Consider the following 23,326-nt stretch of genomic DNA (forward strand, 5'->3'; position numbering starts at 1 on the left):
CCCCTCTCGATCATCCAAATAAATCGAACTCAAACTGTCCATCGATTACTTTGTTTTTTCGTTTCCTTTTCTTTTTAGAAGAACCCACCTCTACAATAACTGAATCCCAGAATGTGATATCCTGTTTTTGCACAAGCATACGCTTATCAGTATTCAGTGTTGTTAAAGCTCGAATGACATCTTCGATTTCTCCATCTATTTCAAGTACATTCTGCTTCATTCGAACTCCAGGTACTTGCTCATTTTTAATACATTCAACAGCTCTTCGTACAAATTGAGCTTCTTTCATAAATGCTACGTCCATCGTTTCTGGTAATTTCTCCACCCAATTCGTAAATTGAATTTCAATTGATTCAAATACAGGTGTAATGACATTACCGATGTTTGCAAGGACGCGTTTCGATTCATCAGATGCTGCTTTTGTCCATTCCTCTGTTGAACCTTTTAATTTATTTCCACTCTTAATGTTTTGAATTAATAAAGTCTGTAGATCTCCAGTATCACCAAGCATTGCATTCAGCCCATCGCTTGTTGCATCACCATTCATTGCTTCAGCAGCTTTATTCTTCTGAGCAATTAACTGTGCCATCTGAGCTTGGAATGTTTCTTTGTAGCCCAGATAAAAGGTTCTACATTGCTTAGTTTGTCCAATACGCCAGTGTCTTCTTGCGGCTTGGTTTAACGTAAATAAGCTAAATGAAAGCTGGTAGAAAATGAGCGTTGGTGTTGCCAATAGTCGGGTAAGTCGGAGGTGTTACCACCTCTTTCTCCCCTAAGAACCGTACTTGTACCTTTCAGCACATACGGCTCAAGCCTCCCTTTATCCTTAACAATCTAGTATTTAAACTTTTTAAATGTGTTCAACATTGTTCTAACTGCTTTTTTGCTGTTAATAGGTATCTTTTGAGATTTTAGATAAGCTTGTACTTTAGGTAGCTGTTTTCCGTTCCCGTACCATTCTAAAAGGGCATGGTGCTGTTTATGACAACTACAATGAAGTAATTCAAGATTATCGTAATCATCTTTTCCACCTATAACTCTAGGAACAATGTGATTACTTTCAAGTGGTTCATCTCCAACTAATGAGTTGTTGCAAACTCTGCATTTATATTTAGTTTTTTTCGCTAATTTTCTCTTGGAATTTGTATTGAACCTATTGAATATCTTTTCATCCCTTTTTGCAAAGTATTTTTAAGATTAGCGTCATCTGGACTATTCTTGTACTTAATCAGTACATGTCTTACAATTGGTGTCCATCTCATACGAATCAATTGATTTTTGTGATTATCAGGGTCCGTTAGTAACCATTTATCTTGGCTAACACCTGTATGATCTGGATGGAAATATTTCTTATTTATCCATCTAGCGCCTTTTCGGTGATGTTTATATTTAAGATGGTGCATTACCTTCTTATGAATATAGTTGTCAATGTCGCCATAAATTACTTTTGCTACAACAGGTGACCAGTAATTTGCTATGCCCGTTATAACTGGATTCAGTTTTCTGATTAATTGTCCAATTGAACGTCCTCTATGAGATTTAAATATTTCGCTTACCTTTTCTTTAGCTTTTTTGACACTTTGGTTGGATGGTTTGATGAAGAGTTGTGAACCTTCTTTAGTAGGATATTGTCTAAAATTAAAGCCTAAGAAATCAAAACCATCAGCGATGTGTACTACTCTGGTTTTTTCCTCTGCCAATTTTAACCCTCTTTTATCAAGATAAGGTTGAAGTTTAGCATACATACTTTCAGCTTCTTCTTTAGAATTACACGCTATAACAAAGTCATCTGCATATCTTACTATCCCAATTGAATCGGGATATAACATAGCTCCATCCCTTTTTGGGAAATGGTATCTTACTCCTAATTCCTTTTCCATTCCACGTAAAGCGATATTAGCTAATAAAGGTGAAATAATTCCCCCTTGTGGAGTACCAGTTTCTGTTTTGTAGAAGGTTTTATTATCTATACATCCTGCGTTTAACCATTGGTTAATTGCATTACTGTAAGGAAAACCTTCTATACAGGATAAAATATGCTCATGATTCAGGTTATCAAAACAACCTTGAAAATCACCTTCGAATATCCATGCTCTATTAGTTCCTCTACTTAATTTAAGGAAAAGGTTTGCCATAGCATCATGAGCACTTCGTTTGGGTCTAAATCCATAAGACATAGACTCAAAGCGACATTCCCATTGAGGTTCTAATGCATTTTTAACCATATTTTGAAATATCCTATCTTTGATAACTGGAATCCCTAAAGGTCTTTTCTTTCCATTCTTCTTAGGAATATAAGTTCTTTTCACTGGAAATGCCTTAATATTTCTAACACTATACCCTTTTAATAAATGGAACAATTTAACTCTATCCTCTGGTGTGTTAGTAGTAATCCCATCAATTCCAGCAGTGCGTTTTCCTTGATTGATTTGCGTTACTCTCTTAATACTTAATAACAGATTTGCCTTACTTCTCAACATTAGACGTTGAAGTTTTCTCACCTTACGTTTATTACCGAATTGTTCGGCACGATAGATTCGTTGTCGAAGTTTCTTCACATAGTTTTCAATTTCCTTCCATTGTATGGAGTTCCATTGAGTTACCTGTGGAGAAACAGCCGACTTCATATTGACAGTATTCATAACATGTTCCTCCTTGATAAGATTCCTCTTTCCGCTTTCTTTCGTGTTGAAGACCAGTTGGAATTCAGCACTTTTTCAAGTTATGTCAAAAGACACTATCCGCTCAGTTATGATTTCCTGCTATCTTTCGATATAGCGGCATTCGCTTTCTCCAACCTCCTATACCCTCTGAAGAATTAGTCGCTCCTTACGGTTTGATTACCTCATTCATAGTGTTCTCGGCTAAAACGATTCACACGATTTATGAGGACTTCATAGGGCTTAACAAGTTCCACTAATAATAGATTCGTTTAAGGTAAGTGTCCTTCTTTACTCCGGCAGATCTGTGGGTCATTATACGACTCTTTGACCGTCGAGCCTTTCCTATCTGCATCTACGAGCTTATTCAATCACAGTACACTCGTTGTCGGTGACGAAGATTACAAAGATTCAGCTTTACGCTTACACATTCTCAAACTTTCCCTAGCCCCTTCAAACGTCTGTGTAACGTTATCCGTTGGACACTTAACTCTCATGCAACCCAACAATCCGATTACTCAGATAGCAGCTTCGAGCGGGAACACCTTTCATGACTAAGGTGACTTCATAATGAAGCACTATTTATTAGCGACTTCTTGTCGCACAGTCCAGACCAACCTTTACCAATTCTTGCGAACAAATGATTACGTTCACACCATTATTTACTTGCTCTTTTAACCATGCACTGCGCTTTGGCGGAGTAACTGTATTCGTGCGAAGAATAGCTACTTTCGCACCAGGTACTTGCTCTGCGACCTTTTGTAAACGAGGCTGAACGTCTCGTTCTTTCACTGTAGATCCTGTATCAGATACATAAATGATGGTTGGACGGCCTTCAGAGATTTCAGTATGCAATATTTCTTGCAACTTCTTCTCCTTCGGCTGTATACAATCCTCATCAAATTTGAATGTATCATTAGACCAAACCAGTTCTTTTCCTGCATTATCTAAGTAATAGTTCGGATAATGGATCATATTGTCTGGATATGCATTACCTGTACGAATATAAGAAAGCCACAGTTTTCCAGCGTCTGGTGTACCTTTCGCTGCTTCGATTGCTTTTTCGAACGACTCTTTCATATGCTCATAGGCTTGCTTTTGCTCTTCAGACATATCAACAAGAATTGTAGGGACATTGACTAGTTCCACAGGATTTGGCCATACATCTTTAAAGCGTACATTAATGGTTGTATCCATTAAAAATTGGGTAAACACATAAGGTGAAATACCAGGTACAACCTTGGTTTTATCTAATGTACCTTGTGCTCCGCGTGAAGCTATATTAGATGGGACCTCACCCTCATGGTAATATGTTCTCTCGATGTTTCCGTAGGTTTCATTCCATTCCATGAAAGAACTGTATTCAAAACCACTTTTCACCATTTTTTTAGGGAATAAACGCCATAACGTATAGAATACATCGCTTGCGCGGCCACCAAATAATGTACCTGTTCCAGCTACAACTTTCTTACAAACCTTTGCTAAACTTCCTAAGGCAGTTCCTTGTGCTGTTTCACTTTTTAATTCGTGGACTTCGTCACAAATTAAAGCATCAAAAAAATGTTTCATTTTTCTACGAATATACTCAACAGTAGCTACCTTTCGATATGCTCGTCCTGATTGCTTCGCATCATATGGCTTCACACGATTCTCTAACTCTAGTTGTTTTTGCAGCGATTTATTTCCCTCTTTTATTGCTTGCACTAATTTATTTTCATATTTGGTCCAATCTTTAAAACTTGCATATTTCGTTTTTACTTTTGGGCTCCAAATATTTGAATTACAATCAGCACATACACTGTTTTTATTTGTTTTCGAATCTAAGTCACTTCCTGTAAAATCTTTATACTGACAGACTTCTTTCTGTTCACCATTAGCTTGTTGAACCATAATTGAAGACGTTTTTTTACGCAACTTAGCACCACAATCTGGACAGTAGTATCCCTTCTTATAATATTTTTGCACCTCTTCCTCTGATTTCTTGGAAAGTGCAATTTTCTTATAAGGTAATGGCATCTGTTTAATAGAGTCCCCTCGCATTGTTGTAAAACTAATAACAAAATAGGTTGGTTTTTCTGGTTTTGGTCTTCCAGCCTGAATCCAGGATTGATGAATGCGAATTAAATCCTCTGTACGTTTAATTAGATATACTTCTGCGTCTGGTATTAAGTGTCGTATTTCTTCTTTTGCCCACTTCTCAGTTAGAGTTGGTGGAACAAATACGCAAGTACGATATCCTTTTTGTCCTGTCAAATGGAAATATCCATCTACTGTCGCTGTCATAATTGCACTTTTGCCGCTCGACATTTCCCCCTGTATAATGATCCCTTTTTGTACTTGTAGTGCTTTTGCTGCTCCTGTTGCTACATGTGCTTGTACAGGGAATAATGGTCTTTTGTATGTATCAAAATGAGATAATGCTTGTTCTTTCATCGGTTGATGTAAAGGCTCATCTAATTTTGTTACCTTATCAAGCATGACAGGCGAATATTCCAATAGATATTCATTTAAATCATTAATTTCATTGATTTTTTTACCTGTACCCTCTTGTGGAAATTGACATTTTCCAGTGCGTATCATTTCTGATAAAAACTCTTTACAATCCTCTGCTTTTAGCACTACCTGCGCAATAGATAGAGAAGTAAATTCATTCTTATCAAAATACACATCTAATGGTTGTAATAGCTTTCTTGTTAGCATCTCTTCGTAAATTGGTTTCGCCCATTCTTCTAAGATTGGAAGACCATACGGAGGAGCCATCAAGAAAACTCTTACTTGCATCTCTGGTGCTTCATCAATTGCAACAATATACTTTTCTTCTAATTCTCTAGAAAATGCAATAATTGCCTTCTTCTTATTTGCTGTTTGTGTGTTAATAAAATCAAACTGACCTTTTGAATTTACATTCACTTTTTTATCTAATATGTAATATAATTCTTCTTTTTTTCCTTCTCCAAAATACAAACGACTGGTTCCCATTGATATGGCAGCACGGAATGACTTTAATGTACTGTCATTCGCACCTAGTACTGCAAATTGCATATGGTTGTTATGATTAACTGCCATAGCAAAGCAGAAGGCTGAATGTGAAGCAGTGCCCATCTCCAATTGCAACATCGCTGGTGTTTGTTCCTGGTCAAATGTATCTTGTTGAATCATTTCTTTTAACATAAATTTCCCTCCTAAAATAAAAAACGCATCTTATCCGATACGTTTCATGTCCTACTCATTCAATTTATTAGCTAAAAATCTATAAACTGTTTCCACTCTGGTAATGATTGTTCAGCCGCATGTAGCATATCACCTGCACCTTGGAACACTGAAAACTGCTCTAATACTTCCAAATGTATACCTGCACCTAATTGAGAAGCACATAAACAAATGACTGTAAGTACAATGGCAATACGAAACATACGATTACTAAATTCCCATACGATAAATAATGCCCCTATTCCTAACAGTACAGACATATCCTTCTTCCTTTCCTAGACAAGTTCTTTGACTTCACCTTTAGGTGTTGCAATGATAAATTTCGCGCGACGTTTTTGTAAAACAACTTCTTTTGTTGTTTTTTCCAATTGCTCAAATGAATGTTCATAATACACATTTTCAGATCCACGAACTGCATGGAGTGTATCACCTTCACCAAGCAAACCGTCTGCCACACCTGTTATCAGCAATAGTCCTAATTGTCCGGAAGCAATTGGCATTTTTGCTCTTTCAGCATCTGTTTTCTCCTCTTGAAGTGAGTAACCATTTCCTCTATTTAAACGCTTCTTAAATGTCGAGATACCTTCCGATTTCCCCACACCTTCATAAGCACTTTTATAATCCACGCGAGATGTGAAAATAAGTTTGTTTTGATGACGCAATTCAGGTATAGTCCAATCCTTATGATTCACCATTTGTGCTAATGTACTCACATGTTTTCTTACGAAAGTAAGATCGGACATATTTTCACAAAAATTAGCAAATCGATCATTGAAATATGTATCATTTTTCGTAGCTGCACGCTTACGGCCAATAAAAACACATTGCTTAAATTGCTCAAATTCTTCATTTTCATCACCAAAACGCATCAAGCCTATTTCCTCATAATTCTTTGCTAAGTAATAACTGATATCGTCTCTAGCGAATCTGTCGTATGGAATGACATACACCATGATCCCACCTTCTTGTAAATAAAGGTGAGCACGCTTTAGGAAGTTGAACTCCATTTTCTCTGATTTTGTATTTTCTGTACGAAGCTCCGTATTATAAGGAGGATTTAAGAAAATAAGCGGAAAGTAGTCATGACTAATCATCATGCTTTCAAAGCTTGAGCGTACCACTACATCTAATTGCTCTTTTGCTTTGTTATATCGGTTTGCATCTAATTCCACACCATATGTATCAAGTTGTATGCCAACCTGTCTCACCTCATCTGCAATGCTTCGTAAAATTGCCCCTTCTCCACAACATGGATCAAAACAAGCATAAGCTCGCTCTGATTCCATTTGTAATAGTTGCATTAAGTGTTTCCCTTCTGTTAGTGGTGTTGGATAAAATCCCGCCGCTAAATCATTTCCTATTCTCATAATATTTTCCTCCAAGTTCTTTTTTTGCAATAAAAAAAGGAAGATCCAAGTATATACATCACTTAGTTCTTCCTTTTACCCTCTATACACTACCTCGATATAATTAGAATGGTAGTTCTTCATCTGTAATCTCCGATAGCTCATCCAAACCAGCGAATATATCATCCGGTTCTTGAGATGGTCCTCTTGTTTCCTGCTCTTTTGGATCGTCTAATATTGTCCAAATGTTATCCTTTTTCATACTTATATCCCTCTATCTTTCTTATTTTTCAGTTTCATAAACCACTTCTTCATAATCGAAGAAAAAATCTTTTAGCTTACGCATGATTTTATGAAACTTCGGTTCAGCTACAATCTTTGTACCATGGTAAAAACTTTGTTGCCCGACAAAGCGCCATAAGATAACATAGCCTATCTTCATTTCCTGAATCCCTTCAATATATAACGCGATTTCTTGAGTGGCTTCTTTTTCATTAAGAGCATGTGGTTTGAAATATTGAAATTTACCATCTGGTAATATAATTTCTGCTTCAAAACACCCTCTCATTTGATTTACTCTTGCTCTGGATTCAGATGACATTGCTGGTGCAGCATATGACTTCTGGTTATTTTCCATTCGTGTTTTATGCTCCTCTACTGTTGGTACTAGTTTTAAGTGTCTACAATCTTTTTTCATTTTACTATCTCCTCTACTGTTTAATTTGTTATGTTATGAATCATAAATAACCCCGCCTGCAAACTTGAAAACAACACAAAAAGGGCTTCTTCAAGTCGATTAAAAATGTGCATAGCAAAATAAGCTATATATACACTAATCGGCTCAAAGAAGCCCTTTCACAATTGAAACAAGACGCAACTTGCTTCTACAACTCAACCACAACACAAGAAGGTGTGGGAATAAACGGAATCAAATAAACTAACAATATAACTGTATATTACACATTTTAGATTTTTATATCAACATTTTCAAAAAATATTTCAATAAATAATATTTTACTATTAAAAGCTAGCCCAAAAATGAGTATAATGCACTACTGATACAAGACAACTGTTGGTACAAAAAATTCGTAATCAGCTCATGTCTAGATTATTCCTTAGCAATCTCCTTCTTGAAAATTCTTAATATCAAAATTAATCATTCTTGAAACTAAATCGATCTCTTTAGGATTATTAATTTGTTCTAGATAATCTAGTTTTAGTTTTGTTAAAGCGGATTTTCTTCTTTTTTCAATCAATCTATCAGCATGTTTATTAAACTCACTAATAACCTTAAATTTTATATACTCTAAGGTTACCACCTCATTTTTCAAATCAGCATAAATATCATTTCGAATATCTCTGTAAAAATCCTCTAATTTCTTTGCCATTCCATTCTCATTAAAACGCGTTTCGATCTTAAATAGCGAAAGGAAATTATTTGCCTTTTCTCTATCTAATGGATTAATCCCATTAACAAAAAAAATTTTTATTTCTTCTTTAACCAATCTGAACTTAAAATAACTAGCTACTTCATCAAAATAGGGATGAAAAATAGGCAATTTAATATAATGTTTTTTAATTCTATCATTACATGTAGGACAAGACATAACTAGATTCTTGGGATATATTGAAAACAACGGGAACTTGGACTTTGGTAAGAAATGATCTATTGATACACCTGCTTTCTCTATCTCATACCAGTCACAATATGGGCAAACATTATGATCTAAAAGCAATAAATTTTTAAATTCATTAATTGCCAATTTATTTTTATTTCCTATTACTTCATTAAATACTTTTGTATGCACTAACTTTTCATATAAGTAGGTAAAAGAATGCTGCAGTGACGTAGAGTATTCTGTCGAATCTTCATATAAATTAGAAAGGATATTTTCATAGTTTTTCGTTAGTTCCATATATTTTTTAAAAATATCATATTCTTCATATTTTAATTTAGTGATACTCTTTTTTAAGTCCGTCTTTGTCGCAACTTTTACAACCGAATGATAAGTAGTTGCAACAGTTTTATTCTTTTTTAGTATTTTAAGCTCGTCAATAACAACCTGTAAATCTTTATTAAATCTCTTTTCCTTTTGCTCAGCTGTTAAATGCTCAATGCTTTCTAGATTAGGTAAATCGTTAATACATTTCAACAGCTCAAGAACAAATCCATGATATGCTCCTATACGTGTCTCTACTTCTTCAAGTAAAAGAAATTTATACATCTCTCTCACCTTTTTGCTCTTGATATGCTCTTAACTTTGAGTATAACTTGTATCTTATATCACTATCTGCCATTTGAGAGTAAATTTCTAATGCTTTGTCAAACTCATCATTTTCAAGTGCTTTTTCTATTACTTTGGCATATTCATGAATCATATTCCCTTTATCATCATCCAGATCAAAAACCTCTGAAAGAATCTCATCATAATTCAATCCTAGTGTTCGTTCTCTAATTTTTATCTGTTCAATAAATCCTCCAAAGTTTTTTAAAGCTACAATACTATTCTTCGGCACATCTGAAACAATAAGTGGTGAATGCGTAGCTATTATTACATGACACCTTTTTTTCCCCAGTAATTCGTTTAATATTTTCACATATCCTTTTATCCATTTTGGATGTAAATGTGTTTCTGGCTCATCAATCAAAATTATTGATTCATGCTCTACATAGTCATATAAATCAAAAATCCTTAGAAATAAACTTAATTCCCCAGAACTTAACATGGATAATGGTAGCTTATTATCTTTGGGACCAATCCAAAGTTCTTTCCAAAAACTAGTTGAACATACTTCGAGTATTTTAAGGTCATTTTTAAACGCCTCTTCTCCTCCATGATAAAGGCTGAATTTATCAATAGGTAAAAACATACTTTTTTTATAATTTACGTTTGATGGCTTTAAGGTATTTATAAGAATTTTCATTTTGTATAATATAAAAAGTACTTCTATGTTACAAATTAATATTTTTCTATCTACATCACTAACATCTTTTAATTTCCAAAATCTATTCCTATCTTCCATACGTCGATCTAAAGTTCCTATACCTTGCAATAAGTTTGCTCTAACTCGAGCTTTATAGCCTATTTTTTCTAAACTCTCTTTAAATAAATCTAGCTCCTTTTGGTAAGATTCGATTACATAGGTAAAGTTATTTTCCTTATATTTATCCTCAAACAGATATGATACAGCATCGTAGTTTTCTACCAATCGAAAAACTGCCCTCCTTCTCATTTCAGATACCTGTGCTAATTTATAAGGGCTAATCTCTAAGTGTAAATCTGGATTTTTGTATCCTACGTAATCAAATATTGAATTTATATCTGCCGTTCCTTTAAAAACATAGTGTTTCAAAATTCTTGTAGCAATATGTTGTAAATTAAGGCGATCAATGTTTGTTTTACGTAATTCTTTATTGTGTTCTAACTCTTTAATAACTTCCTCTAACTTATCAATAGGTGTATAAGTAGACACTATAATTTTTTTGGGTAAGGGTGCCTCATCTTCATTACTAACGAAATCTTCCCCCTCATAAGAATATTCAATATGCCCCATTTGATTGAAGCGTTCCTTATTTAGAAAACAACGAATAACCGCTTCGAAAACCGTTGTTTTTGCTGTACCATTTTCCCCAATTATTATTGTTAAATTCATATTCTTATTACTATCTAACTTATTTACATTTGAAAGATCGAGTTCAAATAACTTCAACTTTCTAAATGATGAAATCTTTATCTTCTTTATAAACAAATTTTTCACACCCTATAATTTATATAATATCTACTAGCTACTTGTTAAAAGATAATTCTCCTACTAATTAACAATATCTCCCTACATATCCTTATTTCTTGATAAAACGTCTAACATCAATTAAACCCCTTTTACTCCCTATAAGCTCATTCACATGCAACTCGTAGCAATATAAGGTTAAATACTACAAGAGGTAATGAATTTATAATAAGTTCACTACTTCTTGTCTCTCTATCCACTTATCCAACTTACTACGTGTTTCTTCGCTTAACCTTTTTCTCTTACCAGTTAACAATTTCGAAAGATTGGAAGGTGATATCTCTATTTCCTTTGCAATATCTCTTAAACTACATTTATTTTCCTCTTTATAATGAAGAATATTCTGCTGATACCAATTAATATCCTTATTTACTTGTTGCTGATTCAATTGAGGTGGTTGAATTTCTTCTGTCTCCATATCCTGTACTTCTATTACTGGATCTTTTACCAATGTTCCCATCAATTTGTTCTTAGGGACTATTTTCTTCTTTTGTAAGAGCTCTTGCTGTAACGATACTAACTCATCAGAAGGCGTAACCGTTACTTTAAGGTTTAACCAATAATTTTCAAGCCAGTTACGCCCAGAACATTTCCCCTCATCAATCGGTGTTTGGTATTGCCATTCCTTTATTACTTCATCACGCATTAGATCATCAAGCGTTTTTTCGAATACATTCCTTATTCTAGCAGGGTTTTGCCCCATGCTTACACCCATTACACTTAGAAGACCTTTAGGACCCCCAATTGAATACGGGTGTACTAAATGCTGATAAGCTTGCTGAATTCGCCATCTCCAACTTAAATACCTAGTCAACCTTTTGTGATACCTCTGTTGTTTACTGTTGTATTCAAGAGCCTTTTTCGATAACAAACCAGTCAATTTTTCTGATCCATATAAATACTTAGATAAAAATGTTCCAGGTGCAACATTCATACTTTCAATACCTAACATTTCATCGGTATCAATATCTTTAGCAAATACTATTTCATCCATTACGAATAGTCTTCGTACTCGTTGCTTTTTATAAGCAAGTGACTCATTTGGATTCTCATCATCATTTAGTATAACTATTTCATTATCTTCGTTTACATATATAAAAATACTTGCCAGTGCAGCTAAACGCTCCATAATCTTTAAACGGTCCTCTTTACGATAATAGGACTTACCATTTCTCACCTGCTTCATACTACACATTTCTAATATTTCTTCGTAACCTATATGTACTGGACTACTTTCCGTGCTTGCTGACTTCACCCATATTTCTGTTACAATATCCAAGCAATCAGCAGTTAAATCATCCATTACACGATCAACAAAAGTAGAATCAACTAATGTATTCCATCTATTCAACTCCCCTGCGCCTCTTAATTTCATATCACCATCATTAAAACGTGAAGATACCACAACAAGGCTATTACTCTTATCTGGTAGCTCAGCAATATGGGCATTCAATTCCTTATCTTCTGTAAAATTATTTTTTGCAATTGTGTCTGTTAAATGGTACATAAAACCAGCACTACTATGTTCGATGAAGCTCTGCTGCTCCTCTGTATGCTTTTTTTCTTGTTTTTGTTTCACTAAAAGAATTTCAAATTCTTTTTCTATATCATTAGCAAGTAATTCAAATACTTCTGGTCGGTATCCTTCTATTTGAGCAACAATTTCCATAATACCAACACCTTGGGATTCCTTATACGATATCCAATTTGCAAATTTTTTAAAGGAGACAGATGTGTACATAGGATCCTCTAAATAACTAACATCGCTATTAATTAACGTACAAAGTCCTCTCCATTTATTAAAGATTCGTTCGTTATTTTCTATATTTTGAAATAGTGGGTATGCCACTAATAATGTACTTTGAAACAATTGTTTTAGCTGATCCATATTCTCCTCCTATTCACCTAATATGGTGCGCATACTTATTTATGTACTAATTCTTCTTTTGAATTATCTGCTAATAATTTCAATAAATTTACACATTGCTCTTTAATTTCTTTTGAACGCATTAAATAAACTATAATTTTTTTATTTCTTGTTTCTGTTCCGGTGATAATTCTGATACCAACGAAGGATGCATTATGTGAATATCTATATATCTCAAAAAATTATCGCTCATAGCATATTTTTTTATTTCTTGTATTACATTTTCCTTCTCATAAATAGATGGAAGGGACTTATCTCTGTATTTTGCTATAAACGAGTATACTATCCCGTCTACAGGTACGTAATCATTATTAAAGTTTTCTTCAAACCTCTTTATAAGGCTTCTCATTCTGTTAACCACTAGCGCATTAGAATTATTTAAAGCATCACATAAATACATTAAATCTAAAATTAACATATTTGCAGTATCTTTGAAATTAACATTCTCGTGCAACCTTCCATGCGCTGCTGTATTTCTTAACTCAATAAAATCATACTTAAAATATTCATGACATTTGAACCGTCTATCTTTTTTTACTATCTCTTCTATTTTTCTATCCAAAGAGGTACGTTCTATATTTGCTGAAGAAACCCCTAACTCAATACAATAATCATATATTATCCCCTCAATTTGAAGAGGTATAATCTGGCAGAATAATTCCATCATATCTTCTTTATAAATTTCTATTGCTTGTTTAAGCATTCCTCTCTTATTAAGTACATGATTTTCCTCTATAAGAGATAATATTTTATTGTCAATTTCATATGTAATTATATATCTATCCACACGTTCATTAAATTCATCTTTATTATTACTGTGTAGAAGTTTCAATTCATTTCGCTCCTGTAACGTTATAAATTCAAATTTATAATTCAATCCATCAAAAACTGACATTTCATATTCTTCTTCCCTACCTCTAAAAGCATATCGAATCGGTAACATTTGATTAAAACTACCGGAGCTAGGAAATCCATTTGGTTTACTCCAATCTTTTACTTCTTTATATATACATGAATTGATTTCCCCTGTCATATATTCACATATCTCATCTTTCGCCTTATAAAGCTTTTCAGCTAAGTATTGATACTTTTTCTTTTCATATCTATCAATATCTTTAACTTGCTGTTTTGATTCATATTCTTGGATCATAAAATTAATTTTTCTTAAATCCTTCATTACAAGAAAAACCTCATGGTTAAAACATTCATAAGGCTCTTTATCCTCTTTAATTCCCATTATGTTATGAGCTACAAATAGATAGATTTCTTCTTCATCTGATAACTGTTTTAATTTATAACCATATTTCTCACAAATTATTTTAGTGACTTCTTCTTTGTTTAGATTACATACATCGATTTCAAGAACATTATTTAGAAAGTGTAGTGCAAGTTGAGTCTTATTCACACTGAAAAATATACCATTGTCTATTAGTTTATAATTAACTTCTTCTATTCTTTGATCCATTCTCAATTCCCCTTATAAATGTTTTTAAAAAATTTCTCTTAATATTTTCTCCTGTATATTTAATCATACCTTGCTAATTTTTCAGATTCAATTTGTATTGTTTCTTCTTTTTCAGAGGAAACATTTTTCCAAAGTTACGCGTATAACGAAAAAAGAGGAAACACCTGCAACAAAATACACTACTTTTGGGAAACATATTCCTTCTTAAAACACAAAACAAGAAACACTTTTCCCAAGTCGCGCGCGTAACTTTTTTATAAACATGCCAAAAAACCTTTTATACCAATAGTTCTATAGTATCTTCGTTTTTTCAAAACATAAATAAACTCTATTTTTTTTCCCAAGTCGTGCGCGTAAAAAAACGGGAAACAGGAAACATTTTTCTCAAGTCGTGCGCGTAACTAAAGAACAATGAGTAAAAAATATGATTAAATCAAGGTTTATTCTGATTTCCATGTTTCCTCTAGCACCGAAACAGGAAACACATTTTCACAAAAGTTGCACATAAAATTTTTTGTAACTTTTTTTTGAAGCCTTGTATATCAAGGGTTTAGCAAGTGTTTCCTCTTTTTAAAAACTCTCTTAAAGGGCGCGTTTTTACAAAATTCGTTTTGATATAATCAAAATTGGAATATTTTATAGTCTTTTGGCATATATTTCTGAATTTGTAGAACGGAGGTGAAAAAGATGGGAAAGTCATTTGTAATACGAAATCAACGTAGCTTAAATGGGGAAACAACTAATGCTGTGTTAGTAACACTAAAATCTTGGCAAAAATTTGTGGAAACATTTGAGGAGAAATACTACAGCTATAAAGATACATATTTAGAAGATATTCTGCAGCACATGACATACGAAGATCGTATTGCTGACGTAGAAGGCTTTGTCGAAAAAGCCAAACCATCTTTTTCACGTCGCACGATGTCTGCACTTGCAGAAAAAGCGGGAAGAAAGCATAAATTATACGGCATTACAAATGCTGATCTCGAAGTGTTCTTATATCTACATAAGAAATGTTTTACTAATGGTGTCATTCCAAATGTAACAATACATATGATGTGGGAAGATTACAAGCAATATAAAGAAGAATTTGCTTATATCCAACACTCTCAATTCTATATCGCATTAAAGAAATTAAACTTACATAACGTTATCTCCATTGAAAACGGACTAGATGGCCGTTATACAATTAAACTCACTCATTTTATGAATGAGGAAACAGAAAAAGCAAATCCATACGTATATATTAGTCCTGTTGTATTTACAAAGGCTTTCTTTAAGCTATCTGTAGCAGCTAAGAAACTATTCTTAGACATCGCAATGCAACAACATACGGAAACAACATTAAAGCGTTCTTTGGACAAGCAGGACGAAAGAGGAAACAAAACTCACTTCGGTGGGATGTATCGTTTCTTACATAAAAAATATCCGCATCAGATCCGTGCGGTTATCGAGGAATTAACAACTGTATTACCATGTACGGGGAATCCCCTATTCAAAATTTGCAAAATGCAAAAAGGTGTAAAGCATACAAAACGATATACGACATTATATCTGTCTATCCATTCAGACTTCTTATGTTCGAAAGAAGCTGGAGAAGAACAACATAGGGATCCATTTACACCAAAAGCTACCTATGCTCGAAAAGCGAAATTTATCGAAGCAGTCCTACAAGAGATGAATATCGGTGAATTGTCTGCAGACATGAATAAATTCATTCATGTATTAAAGCATACTTGTCATCGTCAAATTCGCAGTGTAATTCGCGGACTACGTGACATGGTTGATCGAAAAGAAGGATATCCAACGAAGATTGTATATACGTTGAAGAAACTATTGCATCAAACATCTCAATATCAAATTCTCGATACAGCAGCAAAAGAAGGTATCTACCCTCTTATTGCGCAACATATACCAAAAGAGAGAAATAGCGAACGTGAGCAAGCTGTCTTTAATTTTGGTCTACATTATTCTATGTACTCTCTTCATAACATTAAGAAGATGTTTAAGAATGTGCATGCACTACTGAAGCAGAAGTTTGCGGTACCAGTGACGGAAGAGTCTTATCACCGTAATTATCTAAAATACCAGGAAGAAACGTTATTTAGAAAATATGCATATGATCAGGGAGTGAATCTCCATGCATATATTGCTTTAGAAATTGAAATGCGTGAAAAACTAAAAGTTCGTGGCCATAAAGAACGCACGATTCCAAGTGATGTTCGTGAATGGTTTATCGAGGCAATTGATAAGCTGCCACAAGAAAAACTTCGTGTTATTGAACTACCAAAGCAGTTTAATTTACTAGAGTTTATGCGTACCTTCGAACGTTTAGTACGTGCTGGAGTAACAATAACAGCTCCAGATCAGGTGCTAAACGAAATGGAAATAAAATAATAGTAATGAGCTCTCTATTTTTGAAAAAATCGAAATTAGAGGGCTATTCGTAGTTGTTTCATTCATACTCCTTTTCTACTACTCTATTTATAAATACAAAATCAGAAGGACTTCATGTAAAATGAGGTCTTTTTTTATGCACTTCTATACAAATTCTCTTCTAGCATTATAGAACTCTCCACATAGTGCTAGGGAGTATTCTTTTAAAGTAGTAAAACCTATCTCATAATACCTACAAAAAATCAGAAGAAAAATAATAAAAATAGTGGATATGAGGAAAAATATACTTGAATGTGAATAATATTTTCCTGACATCATTGTAACTACTAGTGTCGTTGTATTTATCTAATAAAAATCATCAATAATAATGTGAGTTATGTGTAAATACTGAGTAATGTTAACAAATAGCAGCCTAATCTGGATAAAATGTGAGTAATTGAACGCTAGATACTGCTGTATTTAACAAAATAAAGAAAATAAAGCCTATTTCCATAGTTGGATAAATATAAAGTGATTTGTATCAATTTCTTTCCGATTTCATGTAGAAATATATAATTCTCTTTATGCTTTTTTGTAGAATTGATAGTCTAATAATCATTGAATTTCCGGATACATTTTCTACTATTTATGATTTTTTACGTTCTAACATCAAATTTTCCCTTGTGGGAGTAGATCTTCCCCCTATTTTTGACACCTATAATAGTTTTATCTTTATTACTTTTTAATATATAAGATATATATTTATAATAGATTTTTAATACAGCTAGTATGATTGTTAATAAGATGTCCGACCTAATTGAAAATATTTGTAAATTGCATTATAATAATGGTAAATAAACATATCATTACCCACATACAAAAGGACAAACCTACGTATCCCTACCAGGGCGAGGTTTGTCCTTTTTTCATTTTAGTAAACAATTCATATTTGGAGGATTAAACATGACTGTACTTAAAGATACGAGTTACATAGAAATGTATACCTATAACGAGATTAGATTTTTCAAAGAGATATTTTGGGGACTAATCTTTGTAGTTCCCTTTTGGAGTATTATGATAGCCACATTCATTTGGCTTTGTAAATAATAATCAACATATCAAAAAAGCAAAGGGTTGTTTGTCCGTTTGCTTTTTTGATATGCCAGCAACCGTGCGTAGCAAAGGGCGGTAGCAGGTCCTTCAATTATTTTCTGTTATAATATATCCTAAGAAATTAGGTGATTATTATGAACGAAACAATTTGCTTAGAGAAAACATTAGAGGCTTTTTCAGCGTATTTAAATGAAAAAGGACGAAAACATTCTACAATTCAACGTTATGCATACGATATTAAGGATTTTTTTAAGTGGTTAGAAGTAAATGAAATACTTTTTCATATCAAATCATGGAATGAACTTTCTGAAGCAGACTATCAGATGTATTTCTCTGAGTTAGAAGACAAACGCAAATATTCTCAGAAAACAAGACACAGAATATGGGTTGTTTTAAAGAAGTTACACATGTTTTTAGGTATAGTTAGTCCGTTGGATGGTATTAATCTCTCTTTAATTCCGGATCAATCACTAAATGATAATGATCTTATTACCGAAATGGAAGAAAAGCTTTTAAAGCAAACTGTTCTATCAATAAAGGGATTAACGGAAAGACAAGCCCAATATCGGCCTTTAATCATGGATAGAAACGCTTGTATAATTAATTTAATAGTAAACTATGGTTTGTCTTTACAAGAGCTTGTATCGCTTAATATGAGCCATATACAGTTTGCTAGAAATATATTAATGATACCTGGGGAAAATGGAGCAACTAGGTCTGTTTCTTTAACTATGGAAGATACGCAGCAGCTTTATAAATATTACACCACTATTCCGGAACCTGTAAGACCTAGACAACACACAGATAATCCCCTATTTGTGGCATTTGATTTTAATCGAGGTACGTATCGATGGGTGTACGAAAATGATGCACCAAAGGCTTTGTCTGAAGTTGCTATACAAAAGATGATACGACTTGAAGTGAAACGTGCGGAGTTAAATAGACGTATTTCTGCACAGCAGATGAGGAATACATTTATTCTACGCCTTATTAAGTTGGGCTTAACTGAAGATGACTTGGTAAGTAGAATGGGATTCAAAACTAAGATTTCTTTAAAAAGGTATTACCAATATTCACTGGGAGCTATAAATAACTCTAAAATATAGTTTTATTAAAAGTTAGAAAGGGTGATTTATTTGGAAGAAAATATTTTTGGACAGAATCTTAGAAAATTAAGAAAAACAAAGGGGCTTAGCCTAGACAAATTGGGTATAGAGTTAGGGGTCACAGGAAGTGCGATATCCTCTTGGGAATTAGGGAATAAAGAACCGAACTTTGATATGGCAAAAAAAATTGCAAGTTATTTTATGGTTAGTACTGACTACTTGTTCAATCACCAAATTTTAGATAGTGATGAACATACAAAAGCAATTGTTACACGTTTAGCTCATAAAATGTACGAAAAAAGCAAGGATGTTCTAGTATTCGAAGAAGAACTACTATCTTATCTTGGTTATTTAGATTTTAAAAATAAATCCAGGCAAATAGCATTAAAAAAATTGAAAATGAGAATGAAGAAGAAAATGTATAGCACAATATATATTAACGGTTTTACCGTGCATGTATTTGTCATATTCTAATAAAAAGACGTCTTCTATTCGTAGAACACGTCTTTTTATCGATTTATTTTAGTTTTATCCCACTTGGTTTACTTTTGTTTTTACCATCTATATTTTCATAGCAGATTCACTCTTACTGATTACCTTTTTTCAATGATCTTCTTTATTCTCTTCTATAACCTTCACAATTTATTTTTTATTAATTGTTCTAATTCAGATACAGAAAGTACCTGAATGTGTAAGAATCTTTTTAAGGCATTCCAAAACTCTCTATGGTCATATAATGATACCTGAAGAATGCTTTCCCAAACAGTAATCCCAACCTCGTTATATTGAGGGCTTCCTTTTATAAGGCATGCCTTATGTATAGTAATCGAAAACAAATCAGGTTTTACAGATTGGTGAATTTCAAGTGAAGGAATCCATTCAATCGGAGCATTTAAGTGCATAAGATTATCTATACATTTCCTTAGCATGTTGTTGTCTCCTATACAATGTACTTCACCTGTTCTGATATCCAAAATGACTGTTTCATTTGCATGTACTTCTCTAATATGAGAAGGCACTTGTTCTGCATATTGTGTATATATTCTCTGAAATCTTTTGATAGCTTCAGTTATAGTTCTTGCATAAAGGAAGCTTATCTTCTGTGCAAAATGTATTTCCAATATGTATAGGCGCATAATGGATCATCCCCCTATATTACTTGTTATACAGTGTCCTCTTGCCTTTTTAATATAGAAAGCACCTATTGTATAGGTACTCTCTAAATATATCTATTATTAATATATTATGCTATCAGATATGCTTCGTAAGCTAATTCTTTAAGTATCTTTGCAAAGAGATGGTTTGTCTCTTCGGATAGTATTTCCTCTGTTTCCATTAATCTAGACAGTCTATTTGTAAACTCTGCAGCATACAAAAGCTTCGTACTAGCTTTTTCATCTTCTTTAAACAATTGTTCATTCTTCATGGATTGAATTAATAGCTGAATTAGCATTTGTTTATGTTGTTCGTTCTTCTTTCCATGGTACATATCCATTCCTAACCAATGACGAACAATTCGTTCAGCGTCTCTTGCTTCTGTTACATCTACTCTAGATACAACAAAGGTTAGCTTGTTCCATGTTAACTTTGCAACTTCATTTGAATAATTTGAAGGAAAGAAGAAAAAGCTTCGTTGTGTAATTCTTTGCCGCTCTTTAATCCAACGAAATAGTTCCTGCTTCCCTAGATGAATATCTATTTCTACAAAAAATACGGGAAATGGAGACGTTGTTTTTTCCTCATTTATTGTACAATCGGGTTTGAACACCAATTCACCTAGATATGCGTGGTGTATAGGTTCCAATTCATCTCGGTATACTCTAATTCCATCCGTTTCATACCAGGCTTGCAGCACTGCCTCAATTTCTTCTTCAGAAATAAGATTTGTATTCATCTTTTGTTGTGTAAAAAGTAGATACTCTAAAAGCATTCTTCTACCTTCTACCGTAAGCCCTCCTGGTGCATAGTCTCCTTTTTCTGTGCGATCAAACATAATATAATCATATTCAGCATGATTTTGAATTGAAAACAAGTCCGAATCCCCTTTATTTTCGTTTTTAAGGAGTGTTTGCAGACTTCGCCTATTCATTACATTCCGATAACGAATATCGTTTCTAATGGAGCGTAAGAAGCTTTTCCATGATTGTAGATAAGCATAATCTGTATATCCTTCGCTTATTAGTTGGGTTAGCATTTTATCCTCACCATTCATCATAAGGCAAGTCCAACAGCCACTACGCGAATTTGCAGCTCCACAAGCATTTCCTTGTTGTTTTCCGCCTGTTTTTATGCCGCATTCAAACATAGCTTGTCCGTATTGTATACTCATTTCTTCAACGTCCACACCAAAAGGCAGTATCCCTCTATCTAAAAGCAACATCCATACTTCATCACCGGTTAAGAATTTGACTGGATTAAAGCAGAGTATATTTTTCATGTCATTGTGACGTGAAAATAAAGATTCATTACTTACTGCATATTTTTGAATACTATGTCTTCTACGTGCGCTTTCTTCGTTACGAACGGCCAACGCAAGGACGCCATCATACTCTTCAAAGCAGTCTACTACTTTTTTAGTTTGGAAATCTATTAGTATTTCCTTCATCTTACGTTGCATGGGTTTAACTTTAAGGGAATCAGTACACCATCGTAATCTACTATTTCCTGTTGGTGGAAGAACACCTCTACCTAGTAGTTTATACCAATATGAATCTTTCATTAATGGTCTCACACTATGTACTATAAACGGAAGGTTTTGCTTATCCGCACTCTTTTGGATTTTCTTTAATGTACGTGAGATATAAGCAGTCATAACAGGTGTTTCTACCCCAACTTCGGAAGTTAATACATGAATAGGTTTTGTACGATCTTCTAGCGACAGCTCGGAAATCGCATCCCATAGCAATGTCAACATAGCAGAACTATCTTTTCCCCCGCTGTAACCTACAAAACAACAATCGCGAGATAAATAGACTTTTTTCATTTCCTCTTTAATTTCTTTATATATATCCATCATTTTATTTTTATCCCCATAGAAAAATAAGATTTTATTTTTTATGTATGGGGCATTCCTCCTCTTTTTGAGATAGAAAAAGAGAGTCCCTTAAAGGCACTCTCTTTTATGTATTTCCTCTATATTTAATCGATTACGATTTCATTTATATTTAGCTTGTTTAAGGTCTCTTTATAAAAACGAATTACTTTTTGAGCATGTTGTATAGCTATTAACCCATCTTGCACAGTAAGGGCTTCAAAATACGGATAACGAATGTCTGTAGCATAACCATTCAGCTGCACGCATTGTTCTAAAATCAATGAGAACTCCTCATCTAATCTACAACAAAATTTATGCAGCATTAAAAGGTTATGAGTTTTAGGGACTGGTCTACCGTTTAGTGCAAGAAATCCTTTTAGGAGTTTCTCCACACATTGTTGACTATGATAACAAATAATTGCAGTGGGGAAAGGTTTCATATCAGATAAGTAAATAGCAGAATCTAAATCGGATTTTGCTATGAATACCCACTCTTTTAGATCCTCAATATTTCTCATATAGGACCGTCCCTTCTAGAGCAATCTTATGTTCCATAGTTACAGTACGGCTAGCACGTTCTTGAAACTCTTCTGGCCCATACACTAAAATATCAACTGGCGTTTCCATTACATCGTAAATCCCCCAATTGATACGATTAATGACTTCCCTTTTTCTTTCTCCTACACCTTCCACAACAATACAGAGATCAAAATCACTGTCTTCATTTGGTGTGCCATATGCATGAGAGCCAAAAAGGATGATTTTTTGGACAGAAGATACAGTTTCACGAATCTTTTGCACCAATAGGTCCAATTCCCTTTGTACCTCTTCGTTAATCCGAATCACCCCTCGGATAATGTAATTAAATTGACGTTTAAGTATATTATACATGCGTTTCTCTTCTCCCTGCTATTATATATATTTTTTTTTATTGTTTTCTTGTTTTCCAACGTTTTGCAATGCTTGATAACATTCGTATACCTGCTTGAAGTCTCGTAAGAATCCATCATCAGAAATACTATGAAATCCTTTGAAGTTCTTTCTACACCAATATAAAAGATCAGATTTATCCTTAGCTAAAAAAGAATCCGGATAGAAATGAATCAGAGCCTCTGCTAGACAAGCCAGAAGCAATGGCATCATTTCGGGATCATGCTTTGATAAATCCAGTACAGATACAACGGTATACTGTTTGTATTGGTAGTATTGTAGAACTCCATCACACATGTTTGTTGGTGTTAATGTACATTGTAATTGAGTGGAATTTAATTGATACACTCTCACTTTGTCCCCTCCTACA

General features: G+C 33.6%; 17 protein-coding genes and 3 pseudogenes. 3 read left to right on the plus strand and 17 right to left on the minus strand.

Features of this window, described 5'->3' with window-relative positions; genetic code table 11:
- Window positions 1–10 precede the first annotated feature (10 nt).
- The 12 genes and pseudogenes from MR169_RS17215 to MR169_RS17270 all read right to left on the minus strand — a co-directional run.
- Window positions 11–736, minus strand: a pseudogene (locus tag MR169_RS17215) (hypothetical protein); the annotation flags it as partial.
- A gap of 98 nt (window positions 737–834) precedes the next feature.
- Window positions 835–1,164 (minus strand): HNH endonuclease signature motif containing protein, encoded by a 330-nt coding sequence (locus MR169_RS28350; protein ID WP_347408024.1) that lies wholly within the window; start codon window positions 1,162–1,164, stop codon window positions 835–837.
- A complete protein-coding gene (gene ltrA, locus MR169_RS17225) occupies window positions 1,125–2,642 on the minus strand; it encodes a group II intron reverse transcriptase/maturase (RefSeq protein ID WP_242319722.1) in 1,518 nt (505 codons plus the stop codon). Before ltrA ends, MR169_RS28350 begins: the two co-directional genes overlap by 40 nt.
- A gap of 603 nt (window positions 2,643–3,245) precedes the next feature.
- Window positions 3,246–5,831 carry a DEAD/DEAH box helicase gene (locus MR169_RS17230; protein WP_242319723.1) on the minus strand — a complete coding sequence of 862 codons (2,586 nt, stop codon included), beginning with the start codon at window positions 5,829–5,831 and terminating at the stop codon, window positions 3,246–3,248.
- A gap of 71 nt (window positions 5,832–5,902) precedes the next feature.
- Window positions 5,903–6,130, minus strand: a complete 228-nt coding sequence (locus tag MR169_RS17235) for a hypothetical protein (RefSeq protein ID WP_044798405.1) — start codon at window positions 6,128–6,130, stop codon at window positions 5,903–5,905.
- 15 nt (window positions 6,131–6,145) lie between these two features.
- Entirely contained in the window at window positions 6,146–7,237 is a 1,092-nt protein-coding gene (locus MR169_RS17240; RefSeq protein ID WP_044798486.1) for a DUF6094 domain-containing protein, read from the minus strand.
- A gap of 103 nt (window positions 7,238–7,340) precedes the next feature.
- Window positions 7,341–7,478, minus strand: coding sequence for a hypothetical protein (locus MR169_RS17245; protein ID WP_175581940.1), 138 nt, complete (start codon window positions 7,476–7,478; stop codon window positions 7,341–7,343).
- 21 nt (window positions 7,479–7,499) lie between these two features.
- Window positions 7,500–7,913, minus strand: a complete 414-nt coding sequence (locus tag MR169_RS17250; protein ID WP_044798410.1) for a DUF6018 family natural product bioysynthesis protein — start codon at window positions 7,911–7,913, stop codon at window positions 7,500–7,502.
- A gap of 418 nt (window positions 7,914–8,331) precedes the next feature.
- Window positions 8,332–9,441 carry an HNH endonuclease gene (locus MR169_RS17255; RefSeq protein ID WP_242319725.1) on the minus strand — a complete coding sequence of 370 codons (1,110 nt, stop codon included), beginning with the start codon at window positions 9,439–9,441 and terminating at the stop codon, window positions 8,332–8,334.
- Complete coding sequence (locus MR169_RS17260; protein ID WP_242319726.1) at window positions 9,434–10,966, minus strand: AAA family ATPase; 1,533 nt, start codon at window positions 10,964–10,966, stop codon at window positions 9,434–9,436. The genes MR169_RS17255 and MR169_RS17260 overlap by 8 nt, the downstream gene beginning before the upstream one ends.
- Window positions 10,967–11,168: 202 nt before the next feature.
- Window positions 11,169–12,893, minus strand: a complete 1,725-nt coding sequence (locus MR169_RS17265) for a helix-turn-helix domain-containing protein (protein ID WP_044798407.1) — start codon at window positions 12,891–12,893, stop codon at window positions 11,169–11,171.
- Between the two features lie 35 nt (window positions 12,894–12,928).
- Window positions 12,929–14,397 (minus strand): annotated as a pseudogene (locus MR169_RS17270) (hypothetical protein).
- 687 nt (window positions 14,398–15,084) lie between these two features.
- Here MR169_RS17270 and MR169_RS17275 point away from each other — a divergent pair.
- The 3 genes and pseudogenes from MR169_RS17275 to MR169_RS17285 all read left to right on the plus strand — a co-directional run bounded on the left by MR169_RS17275 (window position 15,085) and on the right by MR169_RS17285 (window position 19,417).
- Entirely contained in the window at window positions 15,085–16,794 is a 1,710-nt protein-coding gene (locus MR169_RS17275; protein ID WP_242319727.1) for a hypothetical protein, read from the plus strand.
- Window positions 16,795–18,020: 1,226 nt separating this feature from the next.
- Window positions 18,021–18,992 carry a tyrosine-type recombinase/integrase gene (locus MR169_RS17280; RefSeq protein WP_242319728.1) on the plus strand — a complete coding sequence of 324 codons (972 nt, stop codon included), beginning with the start codon at window positions 18,021–18,023 and terminating at the stop codon, window positions 18,990–18,992.
- 30 nt (window positions 18,993–19,022) lie between these two features.
- A pseudogene (locus MR169_RS17285) lies at window positions 19,023–19,417 on the plus strand (helix-turn-helix domain-containing protein).
- Window positions 19,418–19,627: 210 nt separating this feature from the next.
- On the opposite strand, the gene MR169_RS17290 reads toward MR169_RS17285, so the two are convergent.
- From MR169_RS17290 to MR169_RS17310, 5 genes are all read right to left on the minus strand, one after another.
- Window positions 19,628–20,128 (minus strand): hypothetical protein, encoded by a 501-nt coding sequence (locus tag MR169_RS17290; RefSeq protein ID WP_242319730.1) that lies wholly within the window; start codon window positions 20,126–20,128, stop codon window positions 19,628–19,630.
- 107 nt (window positions 20,129–20,235) lie between these two features.
- The gene (locus tag MR169_RS17295) at window positions 20,236–22,008 is read right to left on the minus strand and encodes an adenine nucleotide alpha hydrolase family protein (protein ID WP_242319731.1); all 1,773 of its coding nucleotides are present in this window, start codon (window positions 22,006–22,008) and stop codon (window positions 20,236–20,238) included.
- A 122-nt stretch (window positions 22,009–22,130) separates the two neighbouring features.
- On the minus strand, window positions 22,131–22,544 hold the full coding sequence (locus tag MR169_RS17300) for a HEPN domain-containing protein (RefSeq protein ID WP_001244154.1): 414 nt from the start codon (window positions 22,542–22,544) through the stop codon (window positions 22,131–22,133).
- A complete protein-coding gene (locus MR169_RS17305) occupies window positions 22,531–22,917 on the minus strand; it encodes a nucleotidyltransferase domain-containing protein (protein ID WP_000282361.1) in 387 nt (128 codons plus the stop codon). Before MR169_RS17305 ends, MR169_RS17300 begins: the two co-directional genes overlap by 14 nt.
- 21 nt (window positions 22,918–22,938) lie before the next feature.
- Window positions 22,939–23,310, minus strand: a complete 372-nt coding sequence (locus MR169_RS17310; RefSeq protein WP_242319732.1) for a hypothetical protein — start codon at window positions 23,308–23,310, stop codon at window positions 22,939–22,941.
- Window positions 23,311–23,326: the final 16 nt, after the last annotated feature.

The sequence above is a fragment of the Bacillus cereus group sp. BfR-BA-01349 genome (genome assembly GCF_022663795.1).
In the GTDB taxonomy this organism is placed as follows: domain Bacteria; phylum Bacillota; class Bacilli; order Bacillales; family Bacillaceae_G; genus Bacillus_A; species Bacillus_A cereus.

Bases quoted from the DNA above. Each gene is read 5' to 3' on its own strand.
- ltrA (WP_242319722.1), bottom strand. From the start codon at position 2,642: ATGAATACTGTCAATATGAAGTCGGCTGTTTCTCCACAGGTAACTCAA.
- MR169_RS17230 (WP_242319723.1), bottom strand. From the start codon at position 5,831: ATGTTAAAAGAAATGATTCAACAAGATACATTTGACCAGGAACAAACA.
- MR169_RS17235 (WP_044798405.1), bottom strand. From the start codon at position 6,130: ATGTCTGTACTGTTAGGAATAGGGGCATTATTTATCGTATGGGAATTT.
- MR169_RS17240 (WP_044798486.1), bottom strand. From the start codon at position 7,237: ATGAGAATAGGAAATGATTTAGCGGCGGGATTTTATCCAACACCACTA.
- MR169_RS17245 (WP_175581940.1), bottom strand. From the start codon at position 7,478: ATGAAAAAGGATAACATTTGGACAATATTAGACGATCCAAAAGAGCAG.
- MR169_RS17250 (WP_044798410.1), bottom strand. From the start codon at position 7,913: ATGAAAAAAGATTGTAGACACTTAAAACTAGTACCAACAGTAGAGGAG.
- MR169_RS17255 (WP_242319725.1), bottom strand. From the start codon at position 9,441: ATGTATAAATTTCTTTTACTTGAAGAAGTAGAGACACGTATAGGAGCA.
- MR169_RS17265 (WP_044798407.1), bottom strand. From the start codon at position 12,893: ATGGATCAGCTAAAACAATTGTTTCAAAGTACATTATTAGTGGCATAC.
- MR169_RS17275 (WP_242319727.1), top strand. From the start codon at position 15,085: ATGGGAAAGTCATTTGTAATACGAAATCAACGTAGCTTAAATGGGGAA.
- MR169_RS17280 (WP_242319728.1), top strand. From the start codon at position 18,021: ATGAACGAAACAATTTGCTTAGAGAAAACATTAGAGGCTTTTTCAGCG.
- MR169_RS17290 (WP_242319730.1), bottom strand. From the start codon at position 20,128: ATGCGCCTATACATATTGGAAATACATTTTGCACAGAAGATAAGCTTC.
- MR169_RS17295 (WP_242319731.1), bottom strand. From the start codon at position 22,008: ATGATGGATATATATAAAGAAATTAAAGAGGAAATGAAAAAAGTCTAT.
- MR169_RS17300 (WP_001244154.1), bottom strand. From the start codon at position 22,544: ATGAGAAATATTGAGGATCTAAAAGAGTGGGTATTCATAGCAAAATCC.
- MR169_RS17305 (WP_000282361.1), bottom strand. From the start codon at position 22,917: ATGTATAATATACTTAAACGTCAATTTAATTACATTATCCGAGGGGTG.